Consider the following 24,718-nt stretch of genomic DNA (forward strand, 5'->3'; position numbering starts at 1 on the left):
AGAATATCTCATGTTGATGCAAGGGTTGCGAGTATTTTTTGGGGCGGGATTTTATGCTTACCCCTCCAAAATGAGTGAACCGACACTTCGACATTCAACCTAAAATTTTCTTCAATTTTCACAAAATATATGTCAAATCCCAAAAACAAGCGTTTTCTATCCCTGACTCGTCGCCATGTCCTCAAGTTACTCGGCATCTCTGCAAGCTTTGGCGCAGGGGTTATGCTGCCAAGTAGCCTTCGTGCTGCAACCCCGCTAAAGGGAGATGAGCAAATATCTACCTCTATTAAATCCATTGAGAAAGAATCTGTTAATAAGGAAAGTAAAAAAAAGGTAAATGTTGGAGTGCTGGCTCGTTTTGAAGCAAAACCAGGTAAGGAAGCAGAACTTGAGAGTCTTTTGAGAAACGGTCTTGCGTTGGTAGAAAAAGAACCTGCGACAACCCAGTGGTATGCATTCAAAATCGGGCCTACGACCTATGGGATTTTCGACGTTTTCCCAGACCAGGCAGGACGGCAAGCGCATTTTGACGCTGAATTTACGGCTTTACTATTTTCCAAACTGCCTGAATTACAGGCATTAGAGCCAAAAATTGAGCTTATAGATGTGGTGGCAACAACCCTTGGGAGAAAACGCGTTACTAAGGAGCAGAAAAAAAGGGTAAATGTTGGAGTATCGGCTCGTTTTGAAGCAAAACCAGGTAAGGAAGCAGAACTTGAGAGTCTTTTGAGAAACGGCCTTGAGCTGGTAAAAAAAGAACCCGCGACGACGGAGTGGTTTGCAATCAAAATCGGACCTACGACCTATGGGATTTTCGACGTTTTCCCAGACCAGGCAGGACGGCAAGCACATTTTGACGGGGAATTTACAACTTTGCTATTTTCAAAACTGCCTGAATTACAGGCGTTAGAGCCAAAAATTGAGCTTATAGATGTAGTAGCAACAACGATAAATAAGAATATCCCAATTTGGGATTGAGTTGGGTCGAGGAAGAATATTACCTTCCCGCCCCTTAGATTTAGAGAACGTTTGAAAAGTCCTCTTATCGGTAGCAAAAATTTCTAACTCCCCCTTAAAAAAGGGGGGGTAGGGGGGATTAACAAGTGCCTCAAATCACAGCCAACCACTTTTCAAACAACCTTTTAGAACAACACTTACCCTCAACCTATCACTTTAACTAACCACTGTTTTTATTAAACTCATCCATCAATGAGAAAAACTTAGCAAAATTGAGTTTCACTTAATTATGAAGAATAATTTAGCAACACAAAAAAAGGCAAGCATTCTTTTACTAGATAAAATTAATCTATTAGTCACAAATAAAAAGATTTGGTTCAGTACCTTCATCATCTTCTTTGGTTTGCTTGGACTAGGTACTTTCTGGTTTATATCCAGATATAAAATTGACAATCAGATGACGGTGAAGCTACAAGAGTTATCTAATGCGGAGTATCCAGCAAATCCCGCTCAACTCAGCAAAAACTTTCACAGGTATTCTAATCGAAAATTAACAATTATCAAGAGAGATGATACCCACTTTGATTTTGTGTTGGAACCGACAAACGAAAAAACGGCAAAGATAGTTATAAAAAATGTTGACTTAAAGCTGTTAGTGCCTCAAGCACCAAAATGGGTAAAAGCAGATAAAAATTTAGAATTAATCGCTTTTACAGACCGTGAGTGGAACAGACAACAAGTTAGTTTCCCTGCTGATTCAAAAAATATAGAAATTACTGGAGGAGATGGTTTTGAAAAGCAAAATGTTGTAGAATTTGCTCTGGCTAACAATTGCTTAAATGCAGGATTTTGGGAAGTTTTATTTTTCACTAAAGAAAATAACAATAAATCCCTTTATTATCAAGGTTGGTTTACCTTTCCATTAGGACATTACAAAAACATTTTTGAAAAGAGCAACAAGATTTATTATTGGGAGTACTGGTGGAGATTAGAACACTGGCAAGATCCAAGCGGTACATTAATCAATCTTAATTTACTTAGGAAGGTTATTGATCAAAAAGAAGTAATTGCTGAGTTTCCTCTCAATGAGAGGATAATTTCAGCAGGAGAGCAAAGTAGAAAAATTAGAACTACGCTATCAAACAACTTGACTGTTTGGAAAGATATTTACAACAGTGAAAATAAAATTAAGTTTGCAACTTTTCGTCCTCCAGGATTTTATGATGCTAATCAGCTTTGGGAAAATCAATATTGGAGAATAGGTAAATTTGAGAAAGCTTCTGTCAGAAATATTCAACCTGTTGGAACTCAGCAAAATTTACAAGAAATAGAGCTAGTACTGAAAGATACTAAAAGCGGAGAAGAAAATAAGCTTTTTATCAGTGGAATTAACCTTCAAAAGATTCCTACCCTATCTACAGAAGAGTATTACAAAGGATTATATATGCCTATGGGAATTGGCATACCTCCTTTTTATCAAAGCTACGAAGAATTGACAAAAAATCATCCCGATAAAAGTCCCTACTTTAGTCTTCTGCTAGATTCCAAGGGTAAGTGGATAGATCATCATCGTTTAGCACTTGATGGTGTAGTAATGCACATTGATAAAGACAATCCTAGTCTCTTACATATTTATCTACTTTCTTATGAGAGAAATACTTTGATTGCTCATTTATTACTTAATTTAAAATAGATTTTGGACAGAGTTAAGTCATAATTTGATCAACTTATAAACCATGAGAACAAGGTTTTGTAACTGGTTTATATTACTGCTAAAAAAATCAAGTTTTAGAGGATATTTTAAACCTCTTAGAGTATACTAAAAACCTCTCTGTTTTGGGGAGAGGGATTTGAAAAACCCCATTTCTTATAGTCATGAGGGCTAAAAGGATTATGCTTTGATGTTAGCAATAATACTTTTCAAACAAATTCTTAGCTCGACTTATGGCAAACCGCCCTGATTGCTGTAAGCGTAATGTGTTGAACGTAATCACTATGAGCCAAGAGTAGTTTGCCGATGCAACTTTTATTCACACATAACTAAACTACATAGCGTTTGTAAACTTGCGATCGCTGCATTATTTCCCTTAAGTAAGTACCATCCGATCAATTTTTTCTGTCATGCTAAACCAACTTAATCAAAACCCTTCAGTTGAACTAATTCTCGATCCCATACTTCAAGGAGTTACAGTTAACGATCCAACACCTACTATTTCAGTGTTGTGGGATAAAGTTGCTCAACAAGCTGTAAGTAATGCCATTGTCGGCCCCACCATAGCCGATCGCGTCTATTCTATGGTGCATACGAGTATGTTTGATGCTTGGGCTGCTTATGACCCAACCGCAATTGCTACTCAACTTAAAGATCAACTACAACGTCCCCAAGTCGAAAATACAGAAGCTAATAAAAAAGAAGCGATGAGCTTTGCGGCTTATCGTACTTTGAAAGATTTATTTCCTAGCCAGGCGCTCATTTTTGACGAATTGATGGGCAAACTTGGCTTCGACCCTAACAATACAACCACTGACAGCACTAAAGCTGCTGGAATTGGTAATGTCTCTGCCGAAGCTTTATTAAAATTTCGCCATGAAGATGGTTCTAACCAACTCGGAACCAATCCTAAGGGTACACTTGGTGTTCCCTACTCTGATATCACTGGCTACAAGCCCGTTAACTCTCCAGGGAATGTGATCAACATTGAGCGTTGGACACCAGAAACAATACCCATTAATGCCCCCCCCGGACAAGGGAGAGTTCAACGGGTTCTAGGGGCCAACTGGAGTGGTGTAACCTCCTTCAGTTTGGAAAGCAACAACCAATTTCGACCGTCCGCACCCCAACCCTTTCTTTTAGTCGATGGACAAGTAAATCTGCAAGCAAAGACAATTACTCTCAAAAATGGGCAAGTACTTCCCATCACTAAAGATTTAATCGGAACAGTCATCAATCCCAAATTTATTGCCCAAGCAGAAAAAGTCGTTAATGTCAGCGCTAATCTCACCGACAAGCAAAAGCTGATTGCAGAATTTTGGGAAGATCAAGTTGGCAGTTCCTTCCCCGCCGGTTCCTGGATGACCTTTGGGCAATACGTGTCGGCGCGGGATAATCATACTCTTGATGATGATGCTAAACTCTTCTTTACTTTAGGAAATGGTGTCTTTGATGCAGGAGTTGCTACTTGGGAAGCTAAGAGATTCTACGACTATGCTCGTCCAGTGCGGGTAATCCGCTCTCTAGGCGAACTAGGTCTAATTGGGGAATTCAACAAAGAACTAGGAGGTTATGCCATCCAGGCTTGGAAGCCAGGACAAGGAACTCAGACAATTTTGGCAACCGACTTTGTGGCCTATCAACTCCCTGGTAGCAATCCTTCGCCACCTTTTCAAGAATATACTTCCGGTCACAGTGGATTTAGTGGTGCAGGTTCGACAATTCTTGAGCTATTCACAGATTCAGATTACTTTGGTGGTAACGTTACCTTTCAACCTGGGTTATCTCGCTTTGAACCTGGTATCACACCTGAAAAAGCCGTTACCTTGGAGTGGGATACGTTTTCCGAGGCCGCAATTGAGGCTGGTGTCTCCCGCATTTACGGTGGGATTCATTTTGATGAAGGAAATCTGAATGGTCAGATTGTCGGACAAAAAGTTGGTTTGAGTGTTTGGGAGCAAGCACAGTTTTTTATTGAAGGTGGTAAGGAGCAGAAAATCCTTTTTGGCACTAAGGGTTCAGATAAACTGGTTGGCACCGATGGTGATGAAAAGATTTATGCTCGTTCTGGTAATGACTCGGTTATTGCTGGCTTAGGCAACGATCAAATCTTTGGTGGTGATGGAGATGACCGAATCTGGGGTGATGGTGGCGATGATATTCTCAGAGGTGGTCTAGGTAGCGATCGCATTTGGGGTGGTCGTGGCAATGATATTCTCAGAGGTGGTTTAGGTAGCGATCGCCTTGAGGGTGATAAGGGTCGTGATACCTTCGTCCTAGCTGCTGGTGAAGGTACTGACACGATTATTGACTTCCACGTTGGCAAGGATCTCCTTGGTCTGGCTGATGGTCTAAAATTCGGTGAGTTATCTATCTATTCAAGGGGAAACCGAACGCTAATTGGGTTTGAAGACCAAACGCTAGCTATCGTCAATGGAGTCAGAAATGACCTCACAAGTACAGATTTTATCGCAATGTGAGAAGATTTTGCAGACTTAAGGCAAATGTACGTAAAACCTGAAACCTTTGCTGTATGACAGTAGATTCATTGTTTTAAGAAACGTAATAAATGATAAGTTCACACACTGACCCTTTGGGTCAGTGTGAGCTTCTTACGAAAATAGAAATTCCTAAATAACAGCCTAAAAAGGTATAGTAATTACGCAAAAACTATCTGAAAACCTCATAAATTCGTATCATTCGCGTTTTATCTGCGATAAGCTTCGCGTAGCTTGCTTCACCGTAAGAGTACGCGGTTCGTTATCCCGTAGCCTATGTGTAAGTCCTAAGGTAATCTACAAAGGTACTCCCCAATAATTGAAGCGGTAACAGTCGTCTGTTCTTTGAGTGCTGGTTATCGTAACAGGATTGGATGTAAGTAGAACATAGATGTTAATAGTACGGCTGAAATATCAATTTTTGAGAGGGAAGCAAGACCTAGAATGTCATTTAAAAATATCATCTTTTTATTTACCAAGATGAGAAGTCACCAGACTGTACTCACGCTAGTATTGGTGACTTTACTGCTGGTGGTGGGAATGGACTTTGCGTCTCCAAAGTCGGTTGGACTGTACAGTCGGGCCGACGGTACGATGGTCTATGACAGCAACCTCAACATCACCTGGTTGGCAGATGCTAACTACGCCGCGACGCAATACAGACAAAGCTGCGGCGATCTGGGCACGAAAGAAGGAATAATGACATGGACCCAGGCGACAAAGTGGGTGGATGGTCTAGTCTATGGAGGCTTCAGTGACTGGCGGCTACCTACTACGCCGGCGTCAGATCCGAGTTGCGATCAACAAAATTCTATCGGCACTTATGGCTTCAATTGCACTGATGGTGAAATGGGTAACTTGTTCTACCAGGGATTAGAAGGTAAAGCGGGCGAGAATATTATCAAGACTCATAACAAAAACTATAGTCTGTTCCACAACATTTCGTTGTTCGGCAAATACTGGCTGGGTAAAGAGTTCGCGCCCCTAGCCCAAATCGCCTTAAACTTTCACACCCGTAATGGCTTCTCGAATGCAAACTCCAAGAGTGTTCCACTCCTAGTGTGGCCCGTGCGCGATGGCGACGTAGGATTAGACGCCAAGGGCGAGCCGAAAATCAAGTATCCGAAGTGCAGAAAGTTAAATTGACAAAGGTCTGGCAACAGATTCACCCTACTCTGCACCTGAAGGCGCAGATTTGAGTAAGTACAGCACTTAAATGAGAGATACAATGTCATTTACAAAAATCTATGTTTTTTTTGGTGGCAGTTCTGACAGGGAAACCAAGATGATCCCTCTCAAACAGACTTTATCTACCCTACTGCTTGTGACAGTACTGCTGATGGTGGCGATGGGCTTTGCCTCTCCCGCGTCCGCCGAACTGTACAGTCGGGCTAACGGTACTATGGTCTACGATAGCGATCTCTACATCACCTGGCTAGCGGACGCCAACTACGCGGCGACACTGTATGAACAAAGCTGTGGCAAGCTGGGTCATAACGGTGGGTTCATGGACTTTCCCGAAGCAATGCAGTTTGTCGATGAACTAGTCTACGGAGGCTTTAGCGACTGGCGGCTGCCAAATGCAGTGCAACCAGACCTCAGTTGTAAAAGACAAACTGTTGTTGGATCTCATGGTTTCAATTGCACTAACAGCGAGATGGGACATTTATTCTACGTCGATTTAGGCGCTAAGGCAGGCGAGAATATTATCCAGAACCACAACGAAAACTATAATCTATTCCGCAACATTTCGCGGCGAGGCTTGTATTGGAACACCCCGGATTATCCAACCTTTGCATTTATCTCCCGGATTTTTCAAACTCGTAATGGCAAGTCGAACGCTTACTCCAAGAGCCGTCTCGTCAGCGTTTGGCCTGTACGTGTCGGCGATGTGGGATTAGACGCCAAAGGTGAGGGGATCAGAAAGAATTGGAAGTGCAAAGACTTGAATACACAACAGGTCGAACCGAATTTCGAGTGAATGTGCGAATACTTGAATCGAGAATGATAGTCAGTAGCTTTAAACTCCAAAATGTCATTAAAAAAAATGGTTGGTTTTTTTTCTGGTGGCGCTTCTGAGCGCACAGCCAAGATGATCCTTCTCAAACAGACCTTATCCACGCTAATAGTTGTGGCGGTACTGCTCATGGCAGCGATGGGATTTGCCTATCCGGCGGACGCTGAACTCTACAGTCGGGCTAATGGTACTATGGTCTACGATAGCGATCTCGACATTACGTGGCTGGTGGACGCTAACTACGCAGCTACTGTGTATGAACAAAGCTATGGTCAGATAGGCACAATAGATGGAAAAATGGAGTGGGCCCAGGCTATGGAGTTTGTCGAGGATCTAGTATACGAAGGTTTTACCGACTGGCGATTACCAACTTCGATGCAACCAGATCCGAGTTGCGAAGGTCAAAACCCTCCTGAAAGCGGCGGTGGCTCCTTTGGCTTCTATTGCACTCATAGCGAAATGGGGCATTTGTTTTACAAGGGGTTGGGCGGTCAGGCAGGTGAGAGTATTGTCAAGATCCACAACAACAACAACTACAATCTGTTCCGCAACATTGTTTCTGACATATACTGGCTCAGTACACAGTTCGCGCCCTTTCCCGTAATTTCGTTAAACTTCCATACCCTTGATGGCTACATGAACTTTAACTCTAAAACTGTTCGGCTCCATGTGTGGCCTGTGCGTGACGGCGATGTGGATTAAACACAAAGGGCAACTGGTCTTACCTTAGCGTCATCCAAAAGCCTGAATTTTACATTAGAAGCCATTTATAAAGTAAATCTGAAATCTGGCTTTCACCATAACCAATCTTCAATAAAAGTATGAAAACTGAATTATTCTGGCTGACATTAACGATCACAATGACTGCACTGTTTTGGGTGCTTTACATAATCAACAGGATGCAAGAAATAGGGGTTTGGACGGCTTTACAGAATCCTAAGCCAGATGAGCCACCTAAAGCGCAATGGGCTCATCGGATGATGCACGCCCATACGAATGCCGTCGAAAACCTAGTGATCTTTGCTCCATTGGTGCTGACTTTGTCTGCAACAGGCACGAGTACATCGCTTACTGCGAGCGCAACTATACTGTATTTCTTTGCTAGAGCCGCTCACTTTGTGATTTACACCTTGGGTATTCCTTTTTTTAGAACTGTTGCGTTTGCTGCTGGTGTTGTCGCTCAGTTAACTATCGCACTGACATTATTGAGGGTGCTGTAGAAAGGAAAATGGATAAAGTCGAGCTTAAGAGATTTGGAAAATTTGACCCTGGTTGAGTTGCGAGAAGCGAAAACAGTTCCTCAAGGTACACGCGCTCGCGTGTACATGATTCAATTAAACGCCCAAGGCTGAAATGTACCAGTAATCGCCAAAATTTTTAAGTGCCGCGAAAAGTTAGTTTATCGTGCGTAAAACTCTATCCCCTCATGGGTGGGGCAGTTGACTAGAATAAATTCAGTAGACCTACTAGAGTTTAGGAGCGCACTATGCCACGCAAATTTGGAGAAATTGCTTTTACTCCTGAAGTTGAAGCCGCGCAGTCACAACGGGGTTCGCGGCAAACCCATGAACGCTATATTGCCAATGGCCCTGCCAATGACTCAATTACCTTAGAGATTGCGGAATTTATTGCTCATCTGGATGGGTTTTATTTGGGAACGGTCAGTTCCAATGGCTATCCCTATATCCAGTTTAGAGGAGGAGCGCCCGGTTTTCTGAAAGTGCTAGATGAGAAAACTCTGGGTTTTGCTGACTTTTCCGGGAATGTGCAGTATATTACCGTAGGCAACCTTGAAGGGGAAGCAAAAGCATTCCTGTTCTTGATGGATTACCGCCACCGCAGACGCATCAAAATTTGGGGAAAGGCAGAATATATTGAAGGGGATTGTGCTTTGATTGAGCGACTTCACATCCCTGGCTATCCAGCAAAAGTTGAACGAGCTATTCTTTTTCACGTCGAAGCCTTGAGTGAGAATTGTTCTCAGCACATTCCTATCCGCTATTCTGTTGCCGAAGTTGGCGATGCCATTACTGAGCGATCGCATTAGCAAGCTACGGGAAAGCGAGAACTTAGAAGAAGCTACCCAGGCTGTGTTGAAGCATTTACTGGAACTAAAGCGTCAGTATTTAACTGCTGTGGAAGAAGTGCGATCGCTCTTTTAAGTCTAGTTGGACTTTGATCACGTCTCAAGGAGTACTCTGCCTAGCATTGATCAGCAGTTTTAATGACTAATAACTGTATGCAAGGTTTTTAATAACTCCTGTGTTGTATAGGGTTTGGGCAAAAATGCTTTATGCTTTGCTGTTTTATCGATTGGTATCTGTTCGCTTGTTGATAATCCGCTGATAGCAATAATCCGTAATTGGGGATTGATTTTTTCCAATGTGCGAATGGTGGTTGCTCCATCCATATTAGGCATCATCATATCGATAATTGCGGCACTAATTTGATCCTTATGCTCAGCGTACAGTGCTACTGCTTCGATGCCATCACTGGCAGTCATTGCTGTATAATTATAATTTTCTAAGGAAATTTTGGTAATCTCCTGAATGGCAGCTTCGTCATCTACAATTAAAATACATTCTCCGCGTCCAATCGGCATTTCCGTATCTTCTAACGACTGGGTTGCAAATGTATTAACTGCTGGCAAATATACCTTAAATTTTGTGCCTCTGCTTACGCGATTGGAGACAGTGATAAAACCTCCATGTCCTTGAATAATTCCTAATACTGTTGATAGTCCAAGTCCTGTACCTTTACCGGACTCTTTTGTTGTAAAAAACGGTTCAAATATTCTATCTAATATTGCGCTTTTGATTCCAACCCCTGTATCAGTAACAGTCAGGATAATGTAATAACCAACATTAGCCTCTGGATGCATACTGGCATAGTTTTCATCAATGAAAATATTTTCAGCAGATATTGTCAAAGTTCCACCTCTAGGCATGGCATCACACGCATTGAGACATAAATTAATCAATACTTGATGTAGTTGGGTACTATCGGCACAAATAGGTAATAAATCTGGTTGAATTTCAGTGCGGACTATTATTGATTTGGGAAATGTTTGTGCTACGATTTGCTTCATTTCTAAAACTAAGTGCTTGACTTGAAACACGGTGCGATCGCCTTCAATTCCCCTAGCAAACGAGAGCACTTGTTTTACCAAATTAGCACCACGTTTGGCATTACTTTCTATAACCGATAGCATTTGGTAAATGCTGCGATCGCGGTACTTAGTTTTAAGCAGTTGCACTGACATCAAAATAGGTGACAATACATTGTTTAAATCGTGAGCAATACCACTAGCAAGAATGCCGATACTATCCATGCGTTGAGCACGTAAAAACTGCTTTTCTAGTTGTTTTTTCTGAGTAATGTCAGTATCAACAACGAGGATTGATTTGGCTTGAGAATGTTCATCTTGTATCAGCGTCCAGCAACTTTCGACTATGATTTCCTTGCCAGATTTGCTAGTTTTGTGTAATTCACCTTGCCATGAGCCATGTTTCCAGACACCTTGGTAAATTTCTAGCTGTTGTGGCAAAGGTTCGGTGTCTAAAAGTTCACTAGCATTCTGGCCAACAGCTTCTTCTGCCTTCCAGCCATAAAGATTCTCAGCACTTTTATTCCATAATACAATCGTGTTTGACAAATCTCGTACAACAATTGCATCTGTAGCAATATCCAGCAATGCTGCTTGTTCACGTAGTTGGTGTTCTACCTGTTTGCGTGAAGTGATTTCTTCAACTACATAGGCAAATTGCGGATGGTTATTAGAACTAACTGCGATCGCACAGATTGTTACTGACAACCATCTTGTACCTTGGGGAGTATCGTGAGAATATTCAAACCTGACGGGTAATTGAGTACGTTCTGCTTGGCGGTAGCAATCAATCCACTGGGACAAATATTTTTGTGCAACACCCATCTCACGCGCTAGACGATTTTGCATCACTTCTGGGGTTAGCCCAAAGAGTTTTGCTGTAATCGGATTATCTAAAATATGCAAGATATCGTTATCTACCAACTCCACAATTCCCATCATCGGCGCACTGCCAAAGAAACTCTTAAGAGTACCTTCACTTTGACATAATACTTCTTCTGCCTGGTTGTACTCCTTTTTGATACTAGCCATTTCAGCTAAGTTACGCCAAATCTCCAGTTGTCTAACTATCAGACGGCTAAGAGTTTGCAGTGCTTCTACCTGTTTGGAACTGATTTGGTGTGGTACGCGATCCATTACACACACAGTACCGATGGCTTTTTCTCCTGGTGCAAACAAAGGCACGCCTGCATAAAATCTTACATAAGGTTCACCCGTGACGATTACATTTTTAGCAAAGCGTTCATCTGCTAGTGTGTCAGGAATAATCAAAATATCGTGCTGGATGCAAATTGGACAAAAGCCTATATCTACAGGCATTTCCTGTACATTTATCCCTACCTTAGCTTTGAACCATTGACGGTTAGTGTCAACTAGATTAATCAAGGCGATCGGTGTGTCACAAATCTGCGCGGCTAAGAACACGAGATCGTCAAATGCTGCTTCTGGTGCAGTATCAAGAATCTGGTACTGATGCAGAGACTCTAGCCTAGTTGCTTTGTTATTACACACTAAAGATTTCATTCGATTTTTCCTAGTATTACTGAATTACAACTAGCCGTAAGATTACTAGCACTCTTCTAAATTCATGAACCAGGTAACTATAAGCTTGGCAGTGCTAAAATACTGCCTATTATAAGTTTAGTTTTAAGTGCTATAAGATTCCTATTTGATTGTTGAAAAAACTGCGTACACTTCTAACTCCCTTTTTTCCTATTCCCCATTCCCTATCCCCCATTCGGTGTCTCTACGAGTTAGTTCACGAATCAAATCGGATTACTATATATAGATAAGTGGTAGCCCAAATTAGCAATTTGCTGCTTGGTTAACTTAGATGTCATTGCACTTGATAGCTTAATGAATTCATTATCAGATTATCTAAAAAAGTAACGAGCAAATAACTTGATACTTTGTATATTACAGTAATACGTCTGAAGATGGATTACCACAAAGTGGAGTACTTACGTAAGTTTACGTAAAACTTTTAAAACTTATGTCATTATTAAAAGCTTTAACTCACAGATTAAGTTACTACCATGCAAGAAAAAGGCTTTTAGTCCTTGATTTCAGAGTCAAATAATTATGTATCTATTCTGTGCTCCTAATTGTTTTACAAATTTTCACAAACACTCACTTATTTGTGCAAGCTCAAAAGTCAAAGGGGTGAAAACCGCATAGTACCGCATAGTATTGAGCAACATATTTAACAGCCTCTAAACATAACCAACAGCACTTAATTCAAGGACAATATATTTAGTGCTAACCAAAACTGATCCTAGTTAATCTCAATCCAGTTATGACAACCCTACTTAGTCCGATTAAACCAAGAACCGAAGATAGCTTTGCTATTAACTTTGCACCATTGTCTATTGCAGAAATCTACGCCAAAGTAGACGATCCAGCCGACGGGGCTGTAGTTGTAATGAGTGGTATGGTTCGCAATCAAACCGATGATAAACCTGTGGTTGCTTTAGAGTATCAAGCTTACGAACCTATGGCATTGCGGGTATTTTATCAAATTGCTGCTGATATTCGCTCGTCTTGGTCTAATATAAATCGGGTAGTGATTTATCATCGCGTTGGGCGTTTGCAAGTTGGAGAAATCAGCGTTTTAGTAGCTGTCGGTTGTCCTCATCGCAGTGAGGCGTTTGAAGCTTGTCGTTATGCGATTGATAACCTCAAACATAATGCCCCCATTTGGAAAAAAGAACATTGGGAAGATGGTTCTAGTACCTGGGTAAGTATTGGTGCTTGTAAACAGTCAGGAGAAAATTGTTAAAATTCCTAACAGGATGTCTGAGAAGTTAAAAATGTTACGCTGTAGCAAGATCCCGTAGGCTATGGAGTGATAGCGTCAGAGGATGTTTGGAAAGTATAAAATGTCTGTTGTTCGCGCAACCTTTCCGTAGGGTAGGGAGCGCCACCGTAATGTTCGCGGAGCCTATTACAGAAAAGCATCTCACCATTTAACGGAAAATAGAGATTCTTTCTTCCGTTTTGCTCCAGTTTGAATGACAAATTATACCTTTCATCAACTTTTAAAACATCCTCTCAGCTACAATCACCAGTAAGAGCGATTCCTTTTCAGGACTTACGTAAGTGTCATATTTTTAACGCCAGAGGTTGTCCAGAGTCAAAGGTCAAAAGTCCAAAAAACCTTGATTTTTGACCGCCACTTGCTTTAAGTCGGCAGAGCCGCAAGGGCGCAGTGGCTCCCCTTGACCCTTGACTCTTATACCAGAAGCCTTATGTGCCAGTTGCGTAAGTCATACTTTTATTTAACCGCGATCGCGCAATCGATATCAGCACATTAGTCTAATGTTGCTTAATAACACCGTTTTGTAAAATATTTTTGCAGACATCACACAAAATGGTTTATTTGAAACAATTAATAACCTAATAAAGACGCATTAGCGGAGTAGCACGAAAGTTTTTACTAATAAAAAATTATCAATACCAAATTTATTATTTGTTGCAATTGTTTACATATATTGCACTATTCTATTGCAGTTTGTAAATAGTTTTTGGATCTGTAAGGAATATTCCTTTAGACTGAATCTCAATAGAAAAAATCTTGGGATCAACACAAATGCATTCGGTAAACTTATTTTGTCACGAAGTTGCAGTTGCTGTTTCTTTTGTAGCTTGTATTATCGGACTGATATTACTGTGGGACAACAAGCAGCAAAAAGATGATGTAGAAGAAACAGAGCTAATTTTGTTTAGAATGAGCTTTGCTTACTGGCTAGTTTACTGTGTTGCTTTTGGCGTTGAGAAACTAGTTTTACCAGACTGGGAAACTGTAATAACGACTTTAAAAATAACTACTGCTTTGTCATATTTTTTAACTTTTTCTTGTATCCTCAGTCTGCCACTACATAAATTTGCAGTACATCGTGTTGAGGAATAGTTAAGGGTCAAGGGTCAAGGGTCAAGGGTCAAGGGTCAAGGGTCATAAACTTTTTGACTTTTGACTTTTGACTATCAAATTGATTAAATTTTCATAGCGATCGCGATCGCCGTTTCGAGTTGATCCTGAGTCAAAGGTGTAAGAATAAACACTTCTTGCACCGTTTTACCCTGGCGTGCGATCGCTTTATAGCCTCCTCGAATTGGTACCGATACGCGGAGTTGCATTTTAGGACAATGACCTTTTACCCGCCCAATGACTCCTGGCGTGACGGTTTGAATGCCATCGTGTTGACACAGACGTTCTAAAATTGGGATAAGACCTGAAATGTGGGTCGAGTGATTCCAAACCAGTCTGCCAACTTTTTGAGAGGCCGCCCGGAGAGCTTTTGCGGTAGATTTGTCCATGATAATTAAGCGGCTTCCAGAGGTGCCATTGTTAAACCAGCTCGGCGCAACTGCTGATGGTACAGTTCCGCCGTTTCTTGGGGGCCAACCCAAACGATCGCTTGACCTTCAAAGTGTACCTGATTAGTCAAATCCCAGGCGCGATCGCTAGTCATGTCTGGAATATACTTTATCAAACATTCAGCCACGTGTTGAAATGTATTAAAGTCATCGTTTAATACAATCACTTTGTAATTCGGATAAGTTTTACGGGTAACTTGATTAGACCGTTCAGGAGCTACAGTTGGTGCTGTGGCCATCCCGTAAACAGCTGCTGAAAGTGTCGTAACCATAGAACAATATAGTCAATAGGATTTTCAAAACTACACTACAAGTTACTAGTTTAGTTCATAGTGGAGAGTCAAGGGTCAAGGGTCAAGGGTCAAGGGTTAAGGGTCAAGGGTTAAGGGTTAAGGGTCAAGGGTCAAAAGAGTTTTAACTTTGGACTATTGACTTTGGACTATTGACTCTTGACTAATGACTAATTACCGCCAATTATCCCAGTTTTCGTTAAAAATGGATGTATCGGGGAAAGCAGTGGGGTTGCCATTTTGCTTCAACAGCCGTTTAAGGGCTTCTAGTTGTGGTTCTGATTTTGGTAAGTCATCGACTAGTTGGTAAGGTGCAACAGCATTTTTGATCGCAAAAGCTGCAACTGTTCCCGCAGCTGCGCCAGCAGACCATTCAAAGGAGTGTACACGATAGGCAGCGGCGGCAATGTGACTTGTAGCAATGCTTTTACCTCCTACTAGCAAATTGTCAATTTTCTGGGGAATCATCGCCCTCAAGGCAATTTGGAAGGGATAAGCTTGGCCAGCACCACGCCGTTCACCTGGGCGTTCTTTGTTACCAGGCATTTCTGGTGGGCTGTTCACCATGCAAGGATGGAAATCTATAGCGTAGTGACCAATACCCACAGCATCCGGGAAGATGGTAGAACGAGTCCGTCGCATTGCTTTGTCTGGTGAAACTTTACCGTCAATTACCGATACAGCTTCCAAGCCTGAAAGTGCTGCTCTTAACCTGCGATACATATCTGCTGGTAGAGTCTTGCGGTAATACTCGTCATTATAGTCACGGCGAGAAATATCAATTTCCCAGATACCAAAGCCGCCTGGTTGTCCCCAACTGGGGCGTCCAATGACACGGCGTCCTTCCCGCATATAGGGATATTTTGATAAACCATGCACTGTCCCCATTGGGGAATTTAGCCCTGTTAAAAGTTTGTTATTGGTTTGCGGTTGCTTGACGCCATTTCCCAATTGGGAATCTGTTGTTCCAGCATAGAGCCAGTAAAAGAACGAGAGGGCATTTTCCTCAGCTTTGCGTAGGCTTTCTTTTCGCAGTCCCCCCATCCACCCCCCTGGTTTTAACTGCCCAGTGCCTTGCAACTGTTGGCGAGTGTAAACTAAATTATCAGCAGCGGTTCCAGGGCGGTAGTCGTTACCCCAAGTCCAGTTTTGCATGGAGATGTCTCCCGGCATTGGAGCAGTAAACTTGACACCACCGAATGTTGCTGGTTTACCCTTCCTGGGACTCCAAATGCGGCGGTAAGTAAAAATTAAATCAAAGTTTGCCAGTCGTGTTAATTCATAGCTGAAATATGGTGAATATTGTAAATAGAATGGGGGCATTTTCTGCGCTTGCGGTTCCTTGGTTGCCTCCATTGCAAAGGTGTAGGTAAAACCTTGCGTACAATAAGGATCGTTTGTAGTGCTGGAAGAAGAAGGTTCCAGGTAGGAACGAGCATCAATACCTAACCGATAGGGGACATCAGCCAGGGCGATAATTTCCCCGGTTTCGCTGGCGTCTACAACGTACCAATTAGGAGCGTTGCTTTTTGATTGCTTAGGAATAAAACGGATAATAGTTTTGGTAAAGCCAGACGAATTTTGATAGCGATATGCGTCTTCAATGCTTTGAGATAAAGTAAAGGTGTTGAGGGGTGGTGAACCTTGTACTGGTTGATGTTGGATTGCGATCGCACTATTAATTATTTTGCCATTAGTACTAATATCCAAATCCTTTACTACCGTGTTCGGAAACCATTGCAACTTACCTTTACCCCGCTTTTCGGCATCTTTGAGCATCTGATTGAGAATATTGTGAGCATCACGGGGAAGAAAACAAGAATCACTTACCCAACAATCACCGGGATTAAGTTCACCGTATTTGCGCTCAATCCGGTTTCGCAATTCCAGGTAGCCGCGAGAATAGAATTGACGAGCTCGCTGGGTTGGCCGTTCGTCTAATGCAGATGTCCCTTGAGCAGAAATTTGTCCTCCCAGCCAGTCGGTAATTTCCGTTAGACAAACCGTTTGTCCTGCTAATAACCCCTCGTAAGCCGTCGCCACGCCGGAAAGTCCACCACCCACAACTAAAATCTCGCAATTAACGCTTTTGTCTGGGGTTCTGGGTGCGGCGCTGGCGCGAAGCGCACCAGCAAAGCTGAGGGCAAAATAAGGCGCAATAAGAGTAGATATTAAGCTGAGACTAATCAGCGATGTCTGACGATAAGCTACTTTGTGTCTACGTTTCATGATTAGAGAAATCCCTTCAAATCCTAGTCACCTTGTAGACGGTAGCATTCGTTAAATGTTCATCTCAAGCTAATTTTGGACAATTGCGGCTGAATATACGTCGTCTACGGAAAAACTTAGCAAATATTAACGCCCAACCAGGAGTAGCAAAAGCGATATTTTTCAGCATTGGCTGACAGCATACCTTTAGAAAACGATCCTGATACTGATGAGCTTTCTTACTACGCTCGTTATCTTCCTCAACCAACAGCGCAATCAAAGCCATTTGTTCGCTGTTTAATTTGGCTGATTGACCTCCAGAGTGCGGCTTTGCTTCAACTGTGCCACAAAAACGGAATCGCCTTAGTAGGCTCTGAACAAAACTTAAACTCACGCTAAATCGTTTCGCCAATTGTCGTTGAGAGCCTTCTTTATTGTTATGGGCATCCATGACTTTTTGGCGTAGATCGGTGGAGTAAGCTTTCATATTAATGCACATGGTTATTGATATACTCCATCTTCCCACACTGTATTTCACTCAAGTGAGAACCGCTATATATAAACCTGGAAACCCAAATTACATTTTTCTGTTCTCAATTACGAGTTGGTATTATGTCTCTATTCCCATCACTTGGCAATAAAAAAGATACACGTACAGTAGGACGTGGTTTACAGCCAATATTTTCAATCGTATTTACCCTATTGATGATTGGCAAGATTGAAGCCCGTTTGGTATATCTGCAAATTGTTGAAGTGCCAAAACTTCGGCAACGAGCAGAGGCGAACCGGGTTCGGTTGATTCTTAAACAACCCGAACGCTGAATATTTGCCCAAAGTTTAGCAAAATTGTATACAAATAATGTTAATTCTGAAATTATTTTAGTCTTATGGCTTTATTGCAATCATCTCCACTTAGCATAAAAAAAAATACACGTACTGTTGGACGCAGTTTCCAGACGATATTTTTAATCACATTTACCCTATTAATGTTGACTGGAATCAGCGTTCGTTTAGCATATTTGCAAATTATTGAAGGAGCGCACTACCGAAAGCTAGCTGAAGCGAACCGAATTCGGATGATCCCAAAACACCCAGAACGGGGCAACATTTTTGATCGCAATGGCAAACTTTTAGCCAGTACTCGCTATCCCCGGTCTGTATACTTATGGCCTATGGCACACACTAAGCCTGCGTGGTCGGTTGTGGGATCGCGTCTATCTCAAATTCTTGACATCCCCCAAGAGGAGATGGAAAAGAAATTAGAAGAGGCAGGTGCTAACTCTTCTTCACTCATTCGGATTGCTCGTGACTTAAACGAAGCACAAATTACGGCAATAAAGGAGTATGAAAACGAACTCAAAGATGTGCAAATTCATACGGAAGCCGTTCGCTATTATCCTCACGGCAAGGAATTGGCACATGTACTAGGCTATACACGTGAATTGACCGCTGAGCAGTTAAAACAAAAGCAAAAGGAAGGCTACCGATTGGGCGATGTGATTGGTCAGATGGCAATCGAAAAGGCCTATGAGAAGACACTGCGAGGTGAATGGGGCGGTCAGCAGGTGGAAGTAGATGGTGCTGGCCGACCGCTCCGAGTTTTGGGCGAGAAACAGGCAAAAGCCGGTAATGATTTGCACTTAACCATAAATTTAGATGTGCAAAAGGCAGCAGAAAAAGCTTTAGGCGATCGCAATGGTGCGATCGTGGCACTTGACCCTAAAAACGGTGCCGTTTTAGCAATGGTATCTCACCCTACCTTTGACCCAAATATTTTCTCTAAGCAGAAACTCACTCAAAAAGATTGGGAAACTGTACAAGGTGCAGAGCATCCCCTGGTTAATCGTGCTCTCAGCGCCTTCCCACCCGCTAGCACCTTCAAAATTGTCACAGCGACTGCTGGGCTAGAATCGGGTAAATTTTCTCCTAAGACAGTCTTACAAACCTACGGTTCTCTAAACATTGGTGGAACTCGCTTTGGGGAGTGGAACCACGCCGGATTTGGGCCGTTGGGTTTTGTCGGGGCATTACAGTGGAGTAGTGATACCTTCTTCTATCAAATTGGTCGGGGAGTCGGCGGCCCAACTTTGATTGAATGGACTCGCAAGTATGGATTTGGCAAAAAAACTGGACTTGAGTTCGTCAACGAAGAATCAAAAGGTTTGGTTCCAGATGAGGTATGGAAACAGAAAGTTTGGAAGATGCCTTGGACTGTAGGCGATAGCATCAATATGTCAATTGGTCAAGGCGCTTTACAAACCACACCTTTGCAAGTTGCGATCATGTTTGCTGTGCCTGCTAATGGTGGTTATCGAGTCCAGCCGCATTTGCTTAAGGACAATGAAGAAGCAAAAAGCTGGCGAGAATCTTTAAATATGAAGCCGACAACTATAAATATCCTCCGCGAGGGACTGCGAAAAGTCGTGGCTGAAGGTACAGGTAAACGCTTGAACCAGCCAACAATTCCCCCAGTGGCTGGGAAGAGTGGCACCGCTGAAGCATGGAAGGGTCGTGTTAAAGAAAATCACGCTTGGTTTGGTGCTTATGCACCCGCTGAGGAGCCAGAAATTCTCATCGTGGCATTTGCCGAACATTCTGGTGGTGGTGGTGGTAGTGTTGCTGCTCCGATGATCTTACAAATTATGGAGGACTATTTTCAGCGTAAGTATCCAGGCAAGTTTCAGAAACCAGCATCTGAAAACTCAGAAAACAGCCGTCGCAACTAAGGATAAGGGGAAGGGAGATTAGTTGCTCTCAAACCCAATATTTGGGGCTGATTCTTCCCCTATTCCCTATTGTAGATTTTCTCCTAACTCCCTCAACCTTGCAGCTAAACGTTCTGCACGTTGGCTTTCAGCTTCTGCACGTTGGCTTTCAGCTTCTGCACGTTGGCTTTCAGCTTCTGCACGTTGGCTTTCAGCTTCTGCACGTTGGCTTTCAGCTTCTGCACGTTGGCTTTCGGCTTCTGCACGTTGGCTTTCAGCTTCTGCACGTTGGCTTTCGGCTTGTGCGCGTTCGTGTGCTGCTTCCTCTGGTAAGAAAACTAAATTTCCTTCGCGATCATAAAATCGTAACCAAGTGGCAGTTTCTCGATCTATTGTTCCTTCCCAAGTTCCCAGCCAAAATCCTAATGTTTCGCACCACAAGCAACCTTGCTCATTAGCAACTAAAGGCTGATAGCGAAAATTTACATCTAATCGCCATCCTTGTAAGGAGTTAGGATCAAAAGGGTCAAAAACGAAATAGTCTCTAGTTTTAAAAACTTTTTCATAAAGATTCTTTTTCTCCCCTATATCCACATTTCTTGTTGAAGGGGACATTAATTCGACAATCACATCAGGATAACGTCCGTCCTCATCCCATACAACCCAACCTTGACGAGAACGATTTCCTTCGACGTTGAGGGCTACAAAAAAATCTGGCCCCCTGAAATCCCGATTTCGCGCTTGGGTACGACTATAGTAAACAAACATATTACCACCGACGAAGTAATCATTGCGGTCTGACCAAGCTTGTTGTAACGACCGGATTAAAACGTTCATGGCAATACGGTGGCGGTTACTTTCCAATGGTTCTCCGTCATCAAATATTAAATCTGTCGGTGGTAAAGGGGGTTCCCAGTCTGGGACAGGAGGCGCTGGGAAACTCTGGTTTTGAGTAATGTTAGTTGACATCGCATAACCTCCCAAACTTGAGATTTATTGAGATTTGTCTTAATTCTCGGCAATATATTTATTATTTTCTAACAAAAAATCTCAAAGAAGGTGCGATGAGACAAAGCTGAAACACCTCCGATGTATCACAACAAACACAGTCAGATGATTCTACTAGACTGCGCGATCGCTTTTATTGGGGTATCTGAGCGGGTTTCAAATTTCTGGCTTTGTAGAACGTTTCTAAGCTGTTGCGATCGCCTACATAACGCCAGTGCCAAGGCTCATAACTCACACCTTGAACATTGTCTTTGGGAAATGACATCTCAAAGCTGAAGCGTGCTGCATTCGCTTGTAGCCACTGATAAGCTTTGGTATTGTCAAAGTTGGTTTGGAGATTAGTTGCTGGTACTCCTCCATCTCCAATGTCCACAGCATAACCTGTGTGATGTTCGCTATGGCCAGGAGGAGCACTGAGGGCAGCTCTTTGTGCTGGGGTTTGATTTCGCTGAGCACTAACATTAAAAAATAACTGCTCCTGCTCTTTGACTGAGCGAAAACCAGAAATTGGCACTAAAATTACACTCGCACTCCGCGCTGCTTGTGCCATCGCCTGAAACTTTTCGGCAGCAGCTTTCCGCATTTTGATCCGCCCATTAGCATCAATCGTCGCTAGTTCGGACTCAGGTGCTTCCGGGTATGTCAAATGCCCCAACAGAGCATCACCACTATTACCTTGGCGATTAACAGAATTACCAGATTCTGGAGTGGGTGCTGGCGAAGGTTGAGAATCGGCAGTTTTTTTGGGTGCAGTGACGAAAAATAAAAAACCACTAATCAAAGCCAGTATGACAAATCCCACTACTCCCCCAACCAGCAAAACTTGAAGTCGCAAGCTAACTTTAGGAGCTACATCAGGAGTATCGCGTAAAGCCGCTGGAATATCATCACCAGGTTCACCCGATGAGCTTTGCGGTTGTCCAGAAAACCCAACTTTATTCAAAGGTCAACTCCTGCTTTTGATTTATAACAGATTGTAGACTGGACATAAATAAACATATTGGGTAACATTTTACATCTGTATTCCTAGGCGTAAACTTGACAAATATCCTAGAACTATACGTCAAGCTGGTGGGATTAGCCCTAATAGGCTTTATTTTGGGACGTAAACTACCTAACACAGTGCCCAACCGTTTAGGGCAAACACTTTTCTGGGTGGGAGTACCTATAAGCATAGTAGCCTTTTTACGCCAAGCTGACTTGTCGGGGCAAATTTGGATTGCACCTGCGTAGACGCGCAGCGGCTTGTCGCCAGACATCGCTTACCTAGCTATTTTACTAGGGGCATTTTTAGCTTGGCTGGCAATCAAAGGACAAGCCTATTTCACAAATACCATTCCTCAAAAATCAACTCAGGGTAGTTTAATCCTGGCAGCAATGGTCGGTAATACAGGTTATCTCGGCTTTCCCATCACCCTAGCAATGGTAGGAAAAGAATACTTTGCCTGGGCCCTCTTCTACGATTTACTGGGGTCACTCTTTGGAGCTTATGCCTTCGGTGTGGCGCTTGCATCTCATTTTGGCAGCAATGTCAGCAGTTATTGGCAAATTACTAGGGCAATCTTAATTAATCCTGCTCTGTGGAGTTTCGGCTTTGGCTTGTTGTTTCGACAGGTAAAAATACCCACAGTAGTGGAATTCTTCTTAGAAAAACTTGCCTGGAGTACCGTTGCTCTGTCTCTGGTGTTAATTGGGATGCGACTCTCGCGGCTCAATTCCTGGAACAGTCTACCACAGGTAGGGATAAGCTTAATAATCAAAATGCTATTAGTCCCCTTGATTTTGGGCAGCACTCTACCACTATTTGGGGTAACTGGTTCCGCCGCACAGGTGATTGTATTACAAATGGCAATGCCTCCAGCCTTCGCCACACTGGTAATTGCCGAAACCTTCAATCTCGATCGCGATCTCGCTGTGACTGCCTTGGCAGCTGGGGGTATTGTATTACTGTTGACTCTTCCACTGTGGCTGTGGCTGTTCTAAATTTAGAACTATTCAGTAGTAGGACTTACGCAAAATATCTCTCAAACTCTGATTTCTCCGTGTACTCTGTCTTGAAAAGTTTGTTACGTAGGTAAACCCTCCTGACAACTTTTCGCTACGCCTCTGCGGTTTGTTATTTCCTAACTCGTACGTAAGTACTAAGTAGTTCTGAGTACTGAATAAACATCACGCTTAAATAACTTGTGTCTTATGCTGCACGAGATATAAATCTTTTTATTTAGGAGACTTTATACTCACAAGCAAAGTCTTAATTGATACTTTTTGACTTGTAACCACTGCTTTGTTTGTAAAAAAAAATATCAAATTATCACAATATTACCCAAGTGTTTTCAACATCAGTGTTAATATTATGACTATGTGTTCCAACGTCAAGTTAACGCCAAGATTTCTGTATCTATGTTCCTGCTCAGGGTATTTTTGGGCGGAGTAATCGCAAAAATGAAAAAGCAGGGGCGCTCTTAGCAAGGGAGCAGGGGGAAAAATCACGCCACTTGCGGGTGAGGTTTCAACCAACTCTTAAAAGGAGCAAGGGAGCTTTCACGCCACTTGCGGGTGAAATTTGTACCTTTAGTTCCCCCTGCCCCCCTCCCCCTGCCTCTTATCAAGAAGATACTCTAATTAGTCTAGTTTGTAGCTAAATTAATTTAGTTTATAAATGCTTAAAAATAGAAAAAAAAATCATCTTCTACAAGTGTTTAGAGGAATTTCTGTAATCTTAGTAGTCCTCTACCATCTAGATATAATTTGTCAAGCAAAATTAAAGCAAGTATTTCTATTTCATGCCTTTTATTTTGGTTTATCAGGGGTTGATTTTTTCTTTGTACTAAGTGGATTTATTATTTGTTATGTTCATTATTCTGATATTGGTCAACGCAGCATAACAAGGTTTAAGTCATTTCTCATAAAGCGATTTATCCGGATATTTCCTACATATTGGACAATAACTTTACTTGTATCAATATTTTTGTTGATCTTGCCAAATTTTAAGAACTCAAATATTACGTTTGAGTATATTTTCAAATCCTTTATATTGTTTCCTCAGAAAGTCCCTCCAATTATCCAACCTGCCTGGACATTGATTTGTGAGCTTTTTTTCTATTTAATATTTGGGATTACTATATTAGTAAAGCCAATTTTTTATATCCCGATAACTTTATTTTTTACTATTGGAAGCATAATTGGGCAAATTGTAGGAAATCCATCTATTCCCCCTCATGATAATGAATGGATAGGTTTATTTTTTGGTAATCTTAACAATGAATTTGTTCTTGGTTGCTTATCGGCATTTTTAGTAATACATGAGAGAGTATATTTTAAAAAAATATTGCTGCCGCTAGGAATCGCTTTATTTATTACTGCTGGAATATTTGTAAATTACATTGTAGAAGACCCTTCATATTCGTCTAGATTATTCTGGTTCGGCATTCCCTCTTTTTTGATTGTTACTGGATCTGCACATATAGATATTAAAAACTTTAATGCCATATTAAGTTTACTTTTATATTTTGGAGACGCATCCTATTCTATTTACTTAATACATGGCCCAGCTATATCAGTAATGTCTCAACTTGCGTTGAAATTTCGACTTGATAGCTTAATATATAATGCCTCATTGCTTTACTTGCTGATAGGGTGTATTGCCATATTTGTTGGGTGTTTATATTACACTTTAGTCGAGAAAAGATTATTGCATTTTTTCAGGGGAAAAATAGTATAAATGCGTTGTATTGCAACGTCTCTACATCGAATTTTGTGAAAGTAGTAATTACGAATTACCAATTACAGCAGTTAGCATTTTCATGAATCATAAGTAGAGACGTTACATGTAACGTCTCTA

General features: G+C 42.0%; 21 protein-coding genes and 1 pseudogene. 15 read left to right on the forward strand and 7 right to left on the reverse strand.

Annotated features, from left to right (window positions below; genetic code table 11):
* The first annotated feature begins 129 nt into the window (after positions 1–129).
* The 9 genes from IQ246_RS29805 to IQ246_RS00330 all read left to right on the forward strand — a co-directional run bounded on the left by IQ246_RS29805 (position 130) and on the right by IQ246_RS00330 (position 9,345).
* On the forward strand, positions 130–978 hold the full coding sequence (locus IQ246_RS29805) for a putative quinol monooxygenase (protein ID WP_208491935.1): 849 nt from the start codon (positions 130–132) through the stop codon (positions 976–978).
* 268 nt (positions 979–1,246) lie between these two features.
* The gene (locus tag IQ246_RS00295) at positions 1,247–2,650 is read left to right on the forward strand and encodes a hypothetical protein (protein WP_193999008.1); all 1,404 of its coding nucleotides are present in this window, start codon (positions 1,247–1,249) and stop codon (positions 2,648–2,650) included.
* Positions 2,651–3,078: 428 nt separating this feature from the next.
* The gene (locus tag IQ246_RS00300; protein ID WP_193999010.1) at positions 3,079–5,148 is read left to right on the forward strand and encodes a DUF6851 domain-containing protein; all 2,070 of its coding nucleotides are present in this window, start codon (positions 3,079–3,081) and stop codon (positions 5,146–5,148) included.
* Positions 5,149–5,760: 612 nt separating this feature from the next.
* Positions 5,761–6,312, forward strand: a complete 552-nt coding sequence (locus tag IQ246_RS00305) for a DUF1566 domain-containing protein (protein ID WP_244141890.1) — start codon at positions 5,761–5,763, stop codon at positions 6,310–6,312.
* 82 nt (positions 6,313–6,394) lie between these two features.
* Positions 6,395–7,147: a hypothetical protein gene (locus IQ246_RS00310; RefSeq protein WP_193999014.1), complete on the forward strand. Its 753-nt coding sequence runs from the start codon at positions 6,395–6,397 to the stop codon at positions 7,145–7,147.
* A 51-nt stretch (positions 7,148–7,198) separates the two neighbouring features.
* Complete coding sequence (locus IQ246_RS00315; protein ID WP_193999016.1) at positions 7,199–7,885, forward strand: DUF1566 domain-containing protein; 687 nt, start codon at positions 7,199–7,201, stop codon at positions 7,883–7,885.
* 119 nt (positions 7,886–8,004) lie between these two features.
* Positions 8,005–8,403 carry an MAPEG family protein gene (locus tag IQ246_RS00320; protein ID WP_193999018.1) on the forward strand — a complete coding sequence of 133 codons (399 nt, stop codon included), beginning with the start codon at positions 8,005–8,007 and terminating at the stop codon, positions 8,401–8,403.
* A gap of 266 nt (positions 8,404–8,669) precedes the next feature.
* A complete protein-coding gene (locus IQ246_RS00325) occupies positions 8,670–9,230 on the forward strand; it encodes a pyridoxamine 5'-phosphate oxidase family protein (RefSeq protein ID WP_193999021.1) in 561 nt (186 codons plus the stop codon).
* Complete coding sequence (locus tag IQ246_RS00330) at positions 9,205–9,345, forward strand: hypothetical protein (RefSeq protein WP_193999023.1); 141 nt, start codon at positions 9,205–9,207, stop codon at positions 9,343–9,345. The genes IQ246_RS00325 and IQ246_RS00330 overlap by 26 nt, the downstream gene beginning before the upstream one ends.
* A gap of 59 nt (positions 9,346–9,404) precedes the next feature.
* Here IQ246_RS00330 and IQ246_RS00335 read toward each other — a convergent pair whose 3' ends face one another.
* Complete coding sequence (locus tag IQ246_RS00335) at positions 9,405–11,813, reverse strand: PAS domain S-box protein (RefSeq protein WP_193999025.1); 2,409 nt, start codon at positions 11,811–11,813, stop codon at positions 9,405–9,407.
* Between the two features lie 772 nt (positions 11,814–12,585).
* On the opposite strand from IQ246_RS00335, the gene IQ246_RS00340 reads away from it, so the two are divergent.
* Together IQ246_RS00340 and IQ246_RS00345 are read left to right on the forward strand one after the other, a co-directional pair.
* Positions 12,586–13,068: a molybdenum cofactor biosynthesis protein MoaE gene (locus IQ246_RS00340; protein ID WP_193999027.1), complete on the forward strand. Its 483-nt coding sequence runs from the start codon at positions 12,586–12,588 to the stop codon at positions 13,066–13,068.
* A gap of 810 nt (positions 13,069–13,878) precedes the next feature.
* Complete coding sequence (locus tag IQ246_RS00345) at positions 13,879–14,199, forward strand: hypothetical protein (RefSeq protein WP_193999029.1); 321 nt, start codon at positions 13,879–13,881, stop codon at positions 14,197–14,199.
* Positions 14,200–14,282: 83 nt separating this feature from the next.
* On the opposite strand, the gene IQ246_RS00350 is transcribed toward IQ246_RS00345, so the two are convergent.
* The 4 genes from IQ246_RS00350 to IQ246_RS00365 form a co-directional block, all read right to left on the reverse strand.
* A complete protein-coding gene (locus IQ246_RS00350) occupies positions 14,283–14,606 on the reverse strand; it encodes a DUF2103 domain-containing protein (protein WP_193999031.1) in 324 nt (107 codons plus the stop codon).
* 5 nt (positions 14,607–14,611) lie between these two features.
* Positions 14,612–14,938, reverse strand: a complete 327-nt coding sequence (clpS, locus tag IQ246_RS00355; protein WP_193999033.1) for an ATP-dependent Clp protease adapter ClpS — start codon at positions 14,936–14,938, stop codon at positions 14,612–14,614.
* Between the two features lie 192 nt (positions 14,939–15,130).
* A complete protein-coding gene (locus IQ246_RS00360; RefSeq protein WP_193999035.1) occupies positions 15,131–17,185 on the reverse strand; it encodes an FAD-dependent oxidoreductase in 2,055 nt (684 codons plus the stop codon).
* A gap of 64 nt (positions 17,186–17,249) precedes the next feature.
* Complete coding sequence (locus IQ246_RS00365; protein WP_193999037.1) at positions 17,250–17,651, reverse strand: transposase; 402 nt, start codon at positions 17,649–17,651, stop codon at positions 17,250–17,252.
* Positions 17,652–17,776: 125 nt separating this feature from the next.
* On the opposite strand from IQ246_RS00365, the gene IQ246_RS00370 reads away from it, so the two are divergent.
* Positions 17,777–17,986 carry a hypothetical protein gene (locus IQ246_RS00370; protein ID WP_370588445.1) on the forward strand — a complete coding sequence of 70 codons (210 nt, stop codon included), beginning with the start codon at positions 17,777–17,779 and terminating at the stop codon, positions 17,984–17,986.
* Between the two features lie 65 nt (positions 17,987–18,051).
* Entirely contained in the window at positions 18,052–19,890 is a 1,839-nt protein-coding gene (gene mrdA / locus IQ246_RS00375) for a penicillin-binding protein 2 (protein WP_193999039.1), read from the forward strand.
* Between the two features lie 66 nt (positions 19,891–19,956).
* Here the strand turns inward: mrdA and IQ246_RS00380 are convergent, their stop codons facing one another.
* Together IQ246_RS00380 and IQ246_RS00385 are read right to left on the reverse strand one after the other, a co-directional pair.
* Complete coding sequence (locus IQ246_RS00380; RefSeq protein ID WP_193999041.1) at positions 19,957–20,838, reverse strand: Uma2 family endonuclease; 882 nt, start codon at positions 20,836–20,838, stop codon at positions 19,957–19,959.
* A 172-nt stretch (positions 20,839–21,010) separates the two neighbouring features.
* Positions 21,011–21,820, reverse strand: a complete 810-nt coding sequence (locus tag IQ246_RS00385) for a D-alanyl-D-alanine carboxypeptidase family protein (RefSeq protein WP_193999043.1) — start codon at positions 21,818–21,820, stop codon at positions 21,011–21,013.
* Positions 21,821–21,915: 95 nt separating this feature from the next.
* Here IQ246_RS00385 and IQ246_RS00390 point away from each other — a divergent pair.
* Both IQ246_RS00390 and IQ246_RS00395 read left to right on the forward strand, forming a co-directional pair.
* Positions 21,916–22,860 (forward strand): annotated as a pseudogene (locus IQ246_RS00390) (AEC family transporter).
* Between the two features lie 676 nt (positions 22,861–23,536).
* Positions 23,537–24,598: an acyltransferase gene (locus IQ246_RS00395; protein WP_193999045.1), complete on the forward strand. Its 1,062-nt coding sequence runs from the start codon at positions 23,537–23,539 to the stop codon at positions 24,596–24,598.
* Positions 24,599–24,718 lie beyond the last annotated feature (120 nt).

Origin of the sequence: aff. Roholtiella sp. LEGE 12411 (genome assembly GCF_015206995.1) — a bacterium.
Lineage (GTDB): Bacteria > Cyanobacteriota > Cyanobacteriia > Cyanobacteriales > Nostocaceae > Komarekiella.

Coding starts and splice junctions, on each gene's coding strand:
- IQ246_RS00370 (WP_370588445.1), top strand. CDS start 17,777: ATGTCTCTATTCCCATCACTTGGCAATAAAAAAGATACACGTACAGTA.
- mrdA (WP_193999039.1), top strand. CDS start 18,052: ATGGCTTTATTGCAATCATCTCCACTTAGCATAAAAAAAAATACACGT.
- IQ246_RS00350 (WP_193999031.1), bottom strand. CDS start 14,606: ATGGACAAATCTACCGCAAAAGCTCTCCGGGCGGCCTCTCAAAAAGTT.
- IQ246_RS00365 (WP_193999037.1), bottom strand. CDS start 17,651: ATGAAAGCTTACTCCACCGATCTACGCCAAAAAGTCATGGATGCCCAT.
- IQ246_RS00295 (WP_193999008.1), top strand. CDS start 1,247: ATGAAGAATAATTTAGCAACACAAAAAAAGGCAAGCATTCTTTTACTA.
- IQ246_RS00380 (WP_193999041.1), bottom strand. CDS start 20,838: ATGTCAACTAACATTACTCAAAACCAGAGTTTCCCAGCGCCTCCTGTC.
- IQ246_RS00320 (WP_193999018.1), top strand. CDS start 8,005: ATGAAAACTGAATTATTCTGGCTGACATTAACGATCACAATGACTGCA.
- clpS (WP_193999033.1), bottom strand. CDS start 14,938: ATGGTTACGACACTTTCAGCAGCTGTTTACGGGATGGCCACAGCACCA.
- IQ246_RS29805 (WP_208491935.1), top strand. CDS start 130: ATGTCAAATCCCAAAAACAAGCGTTTTCTATCCCTGACTCGTCGCCAT.
- IQ246_RS00395 (WP_193999045.1), top strand. CDS start 23,537: ATGCTTAAAAATAGAAAAAAAAATCATCTTCTACAAGTGTTTAGAGGA.
- IQ246_RS00340 (WP_193999027.1), top strand. CDS start 12,586: ATGACAACCCTACTTAGTCCGATTAAACCAAGAACCGAAGATAGCTTT.
- IQ246_RS00335 (WP_193999025.1), bottom strand. CDS start 11,813: ATGAAATCTTTAGTGTGTAATAACAAAGCAACTAGGCTAGAGTCTCTG.
- IQ246_RS00315 (WP_193999016.1), top strand. CDS start 7,199: ATGTCATTAAAAAAAATGGTTGGTTTTTTTTCTGGTGGCGCTTCTGAG.
- IQ246_RS00345 (WP_193999029.1), top strand. CDS start 13,879: ATGCATTCGGTAAACTTATTTTGTCACGAAGTTGCAGTTGCTGTTTCT.
- IQ246_RS00310 (WP_193999014.1), top strand. CDS start 6,395: ATGTCATTTACAAAAATCTATGTTTTTTTTGGTGGCAGTTCTGACAGG.
- IQ246_RS00325 (WP_193999021.1), top strand. CDS start 8,670: ATGCCACGCAAATTTGGAGAAATTGCTTTTACTCCTGAAGTTGAAGCC.
- IQ246_RS00330 (WP_193999023.1), top strand. CDS start 9,205: ATGCCATTACTGAGCGATCGCATTAGCAAGCTACGGGAAAGCGAGAAC.
- IQ246_RS00360 (WP_193999035.1), bottom strand. CDS start 17,185: ATGAAACGTAGACACAAAGTAGCTTATCGTCAGACATCGCTGATTAGT.
- IQ246_RS00300 (WP_193999010.1), top strand. CDS start 3,079: ATGCTAAACCAACTTAATCAAAACCCTTCAGTTGAACTAATTCTCGAT.
- IQ246_RS00305 (WP_244141890.1), top strand. CDS start 5,761: ATGGTCTATGACAGCAACCTCAACATCACCTGGTTGGCAGATGCTAAC.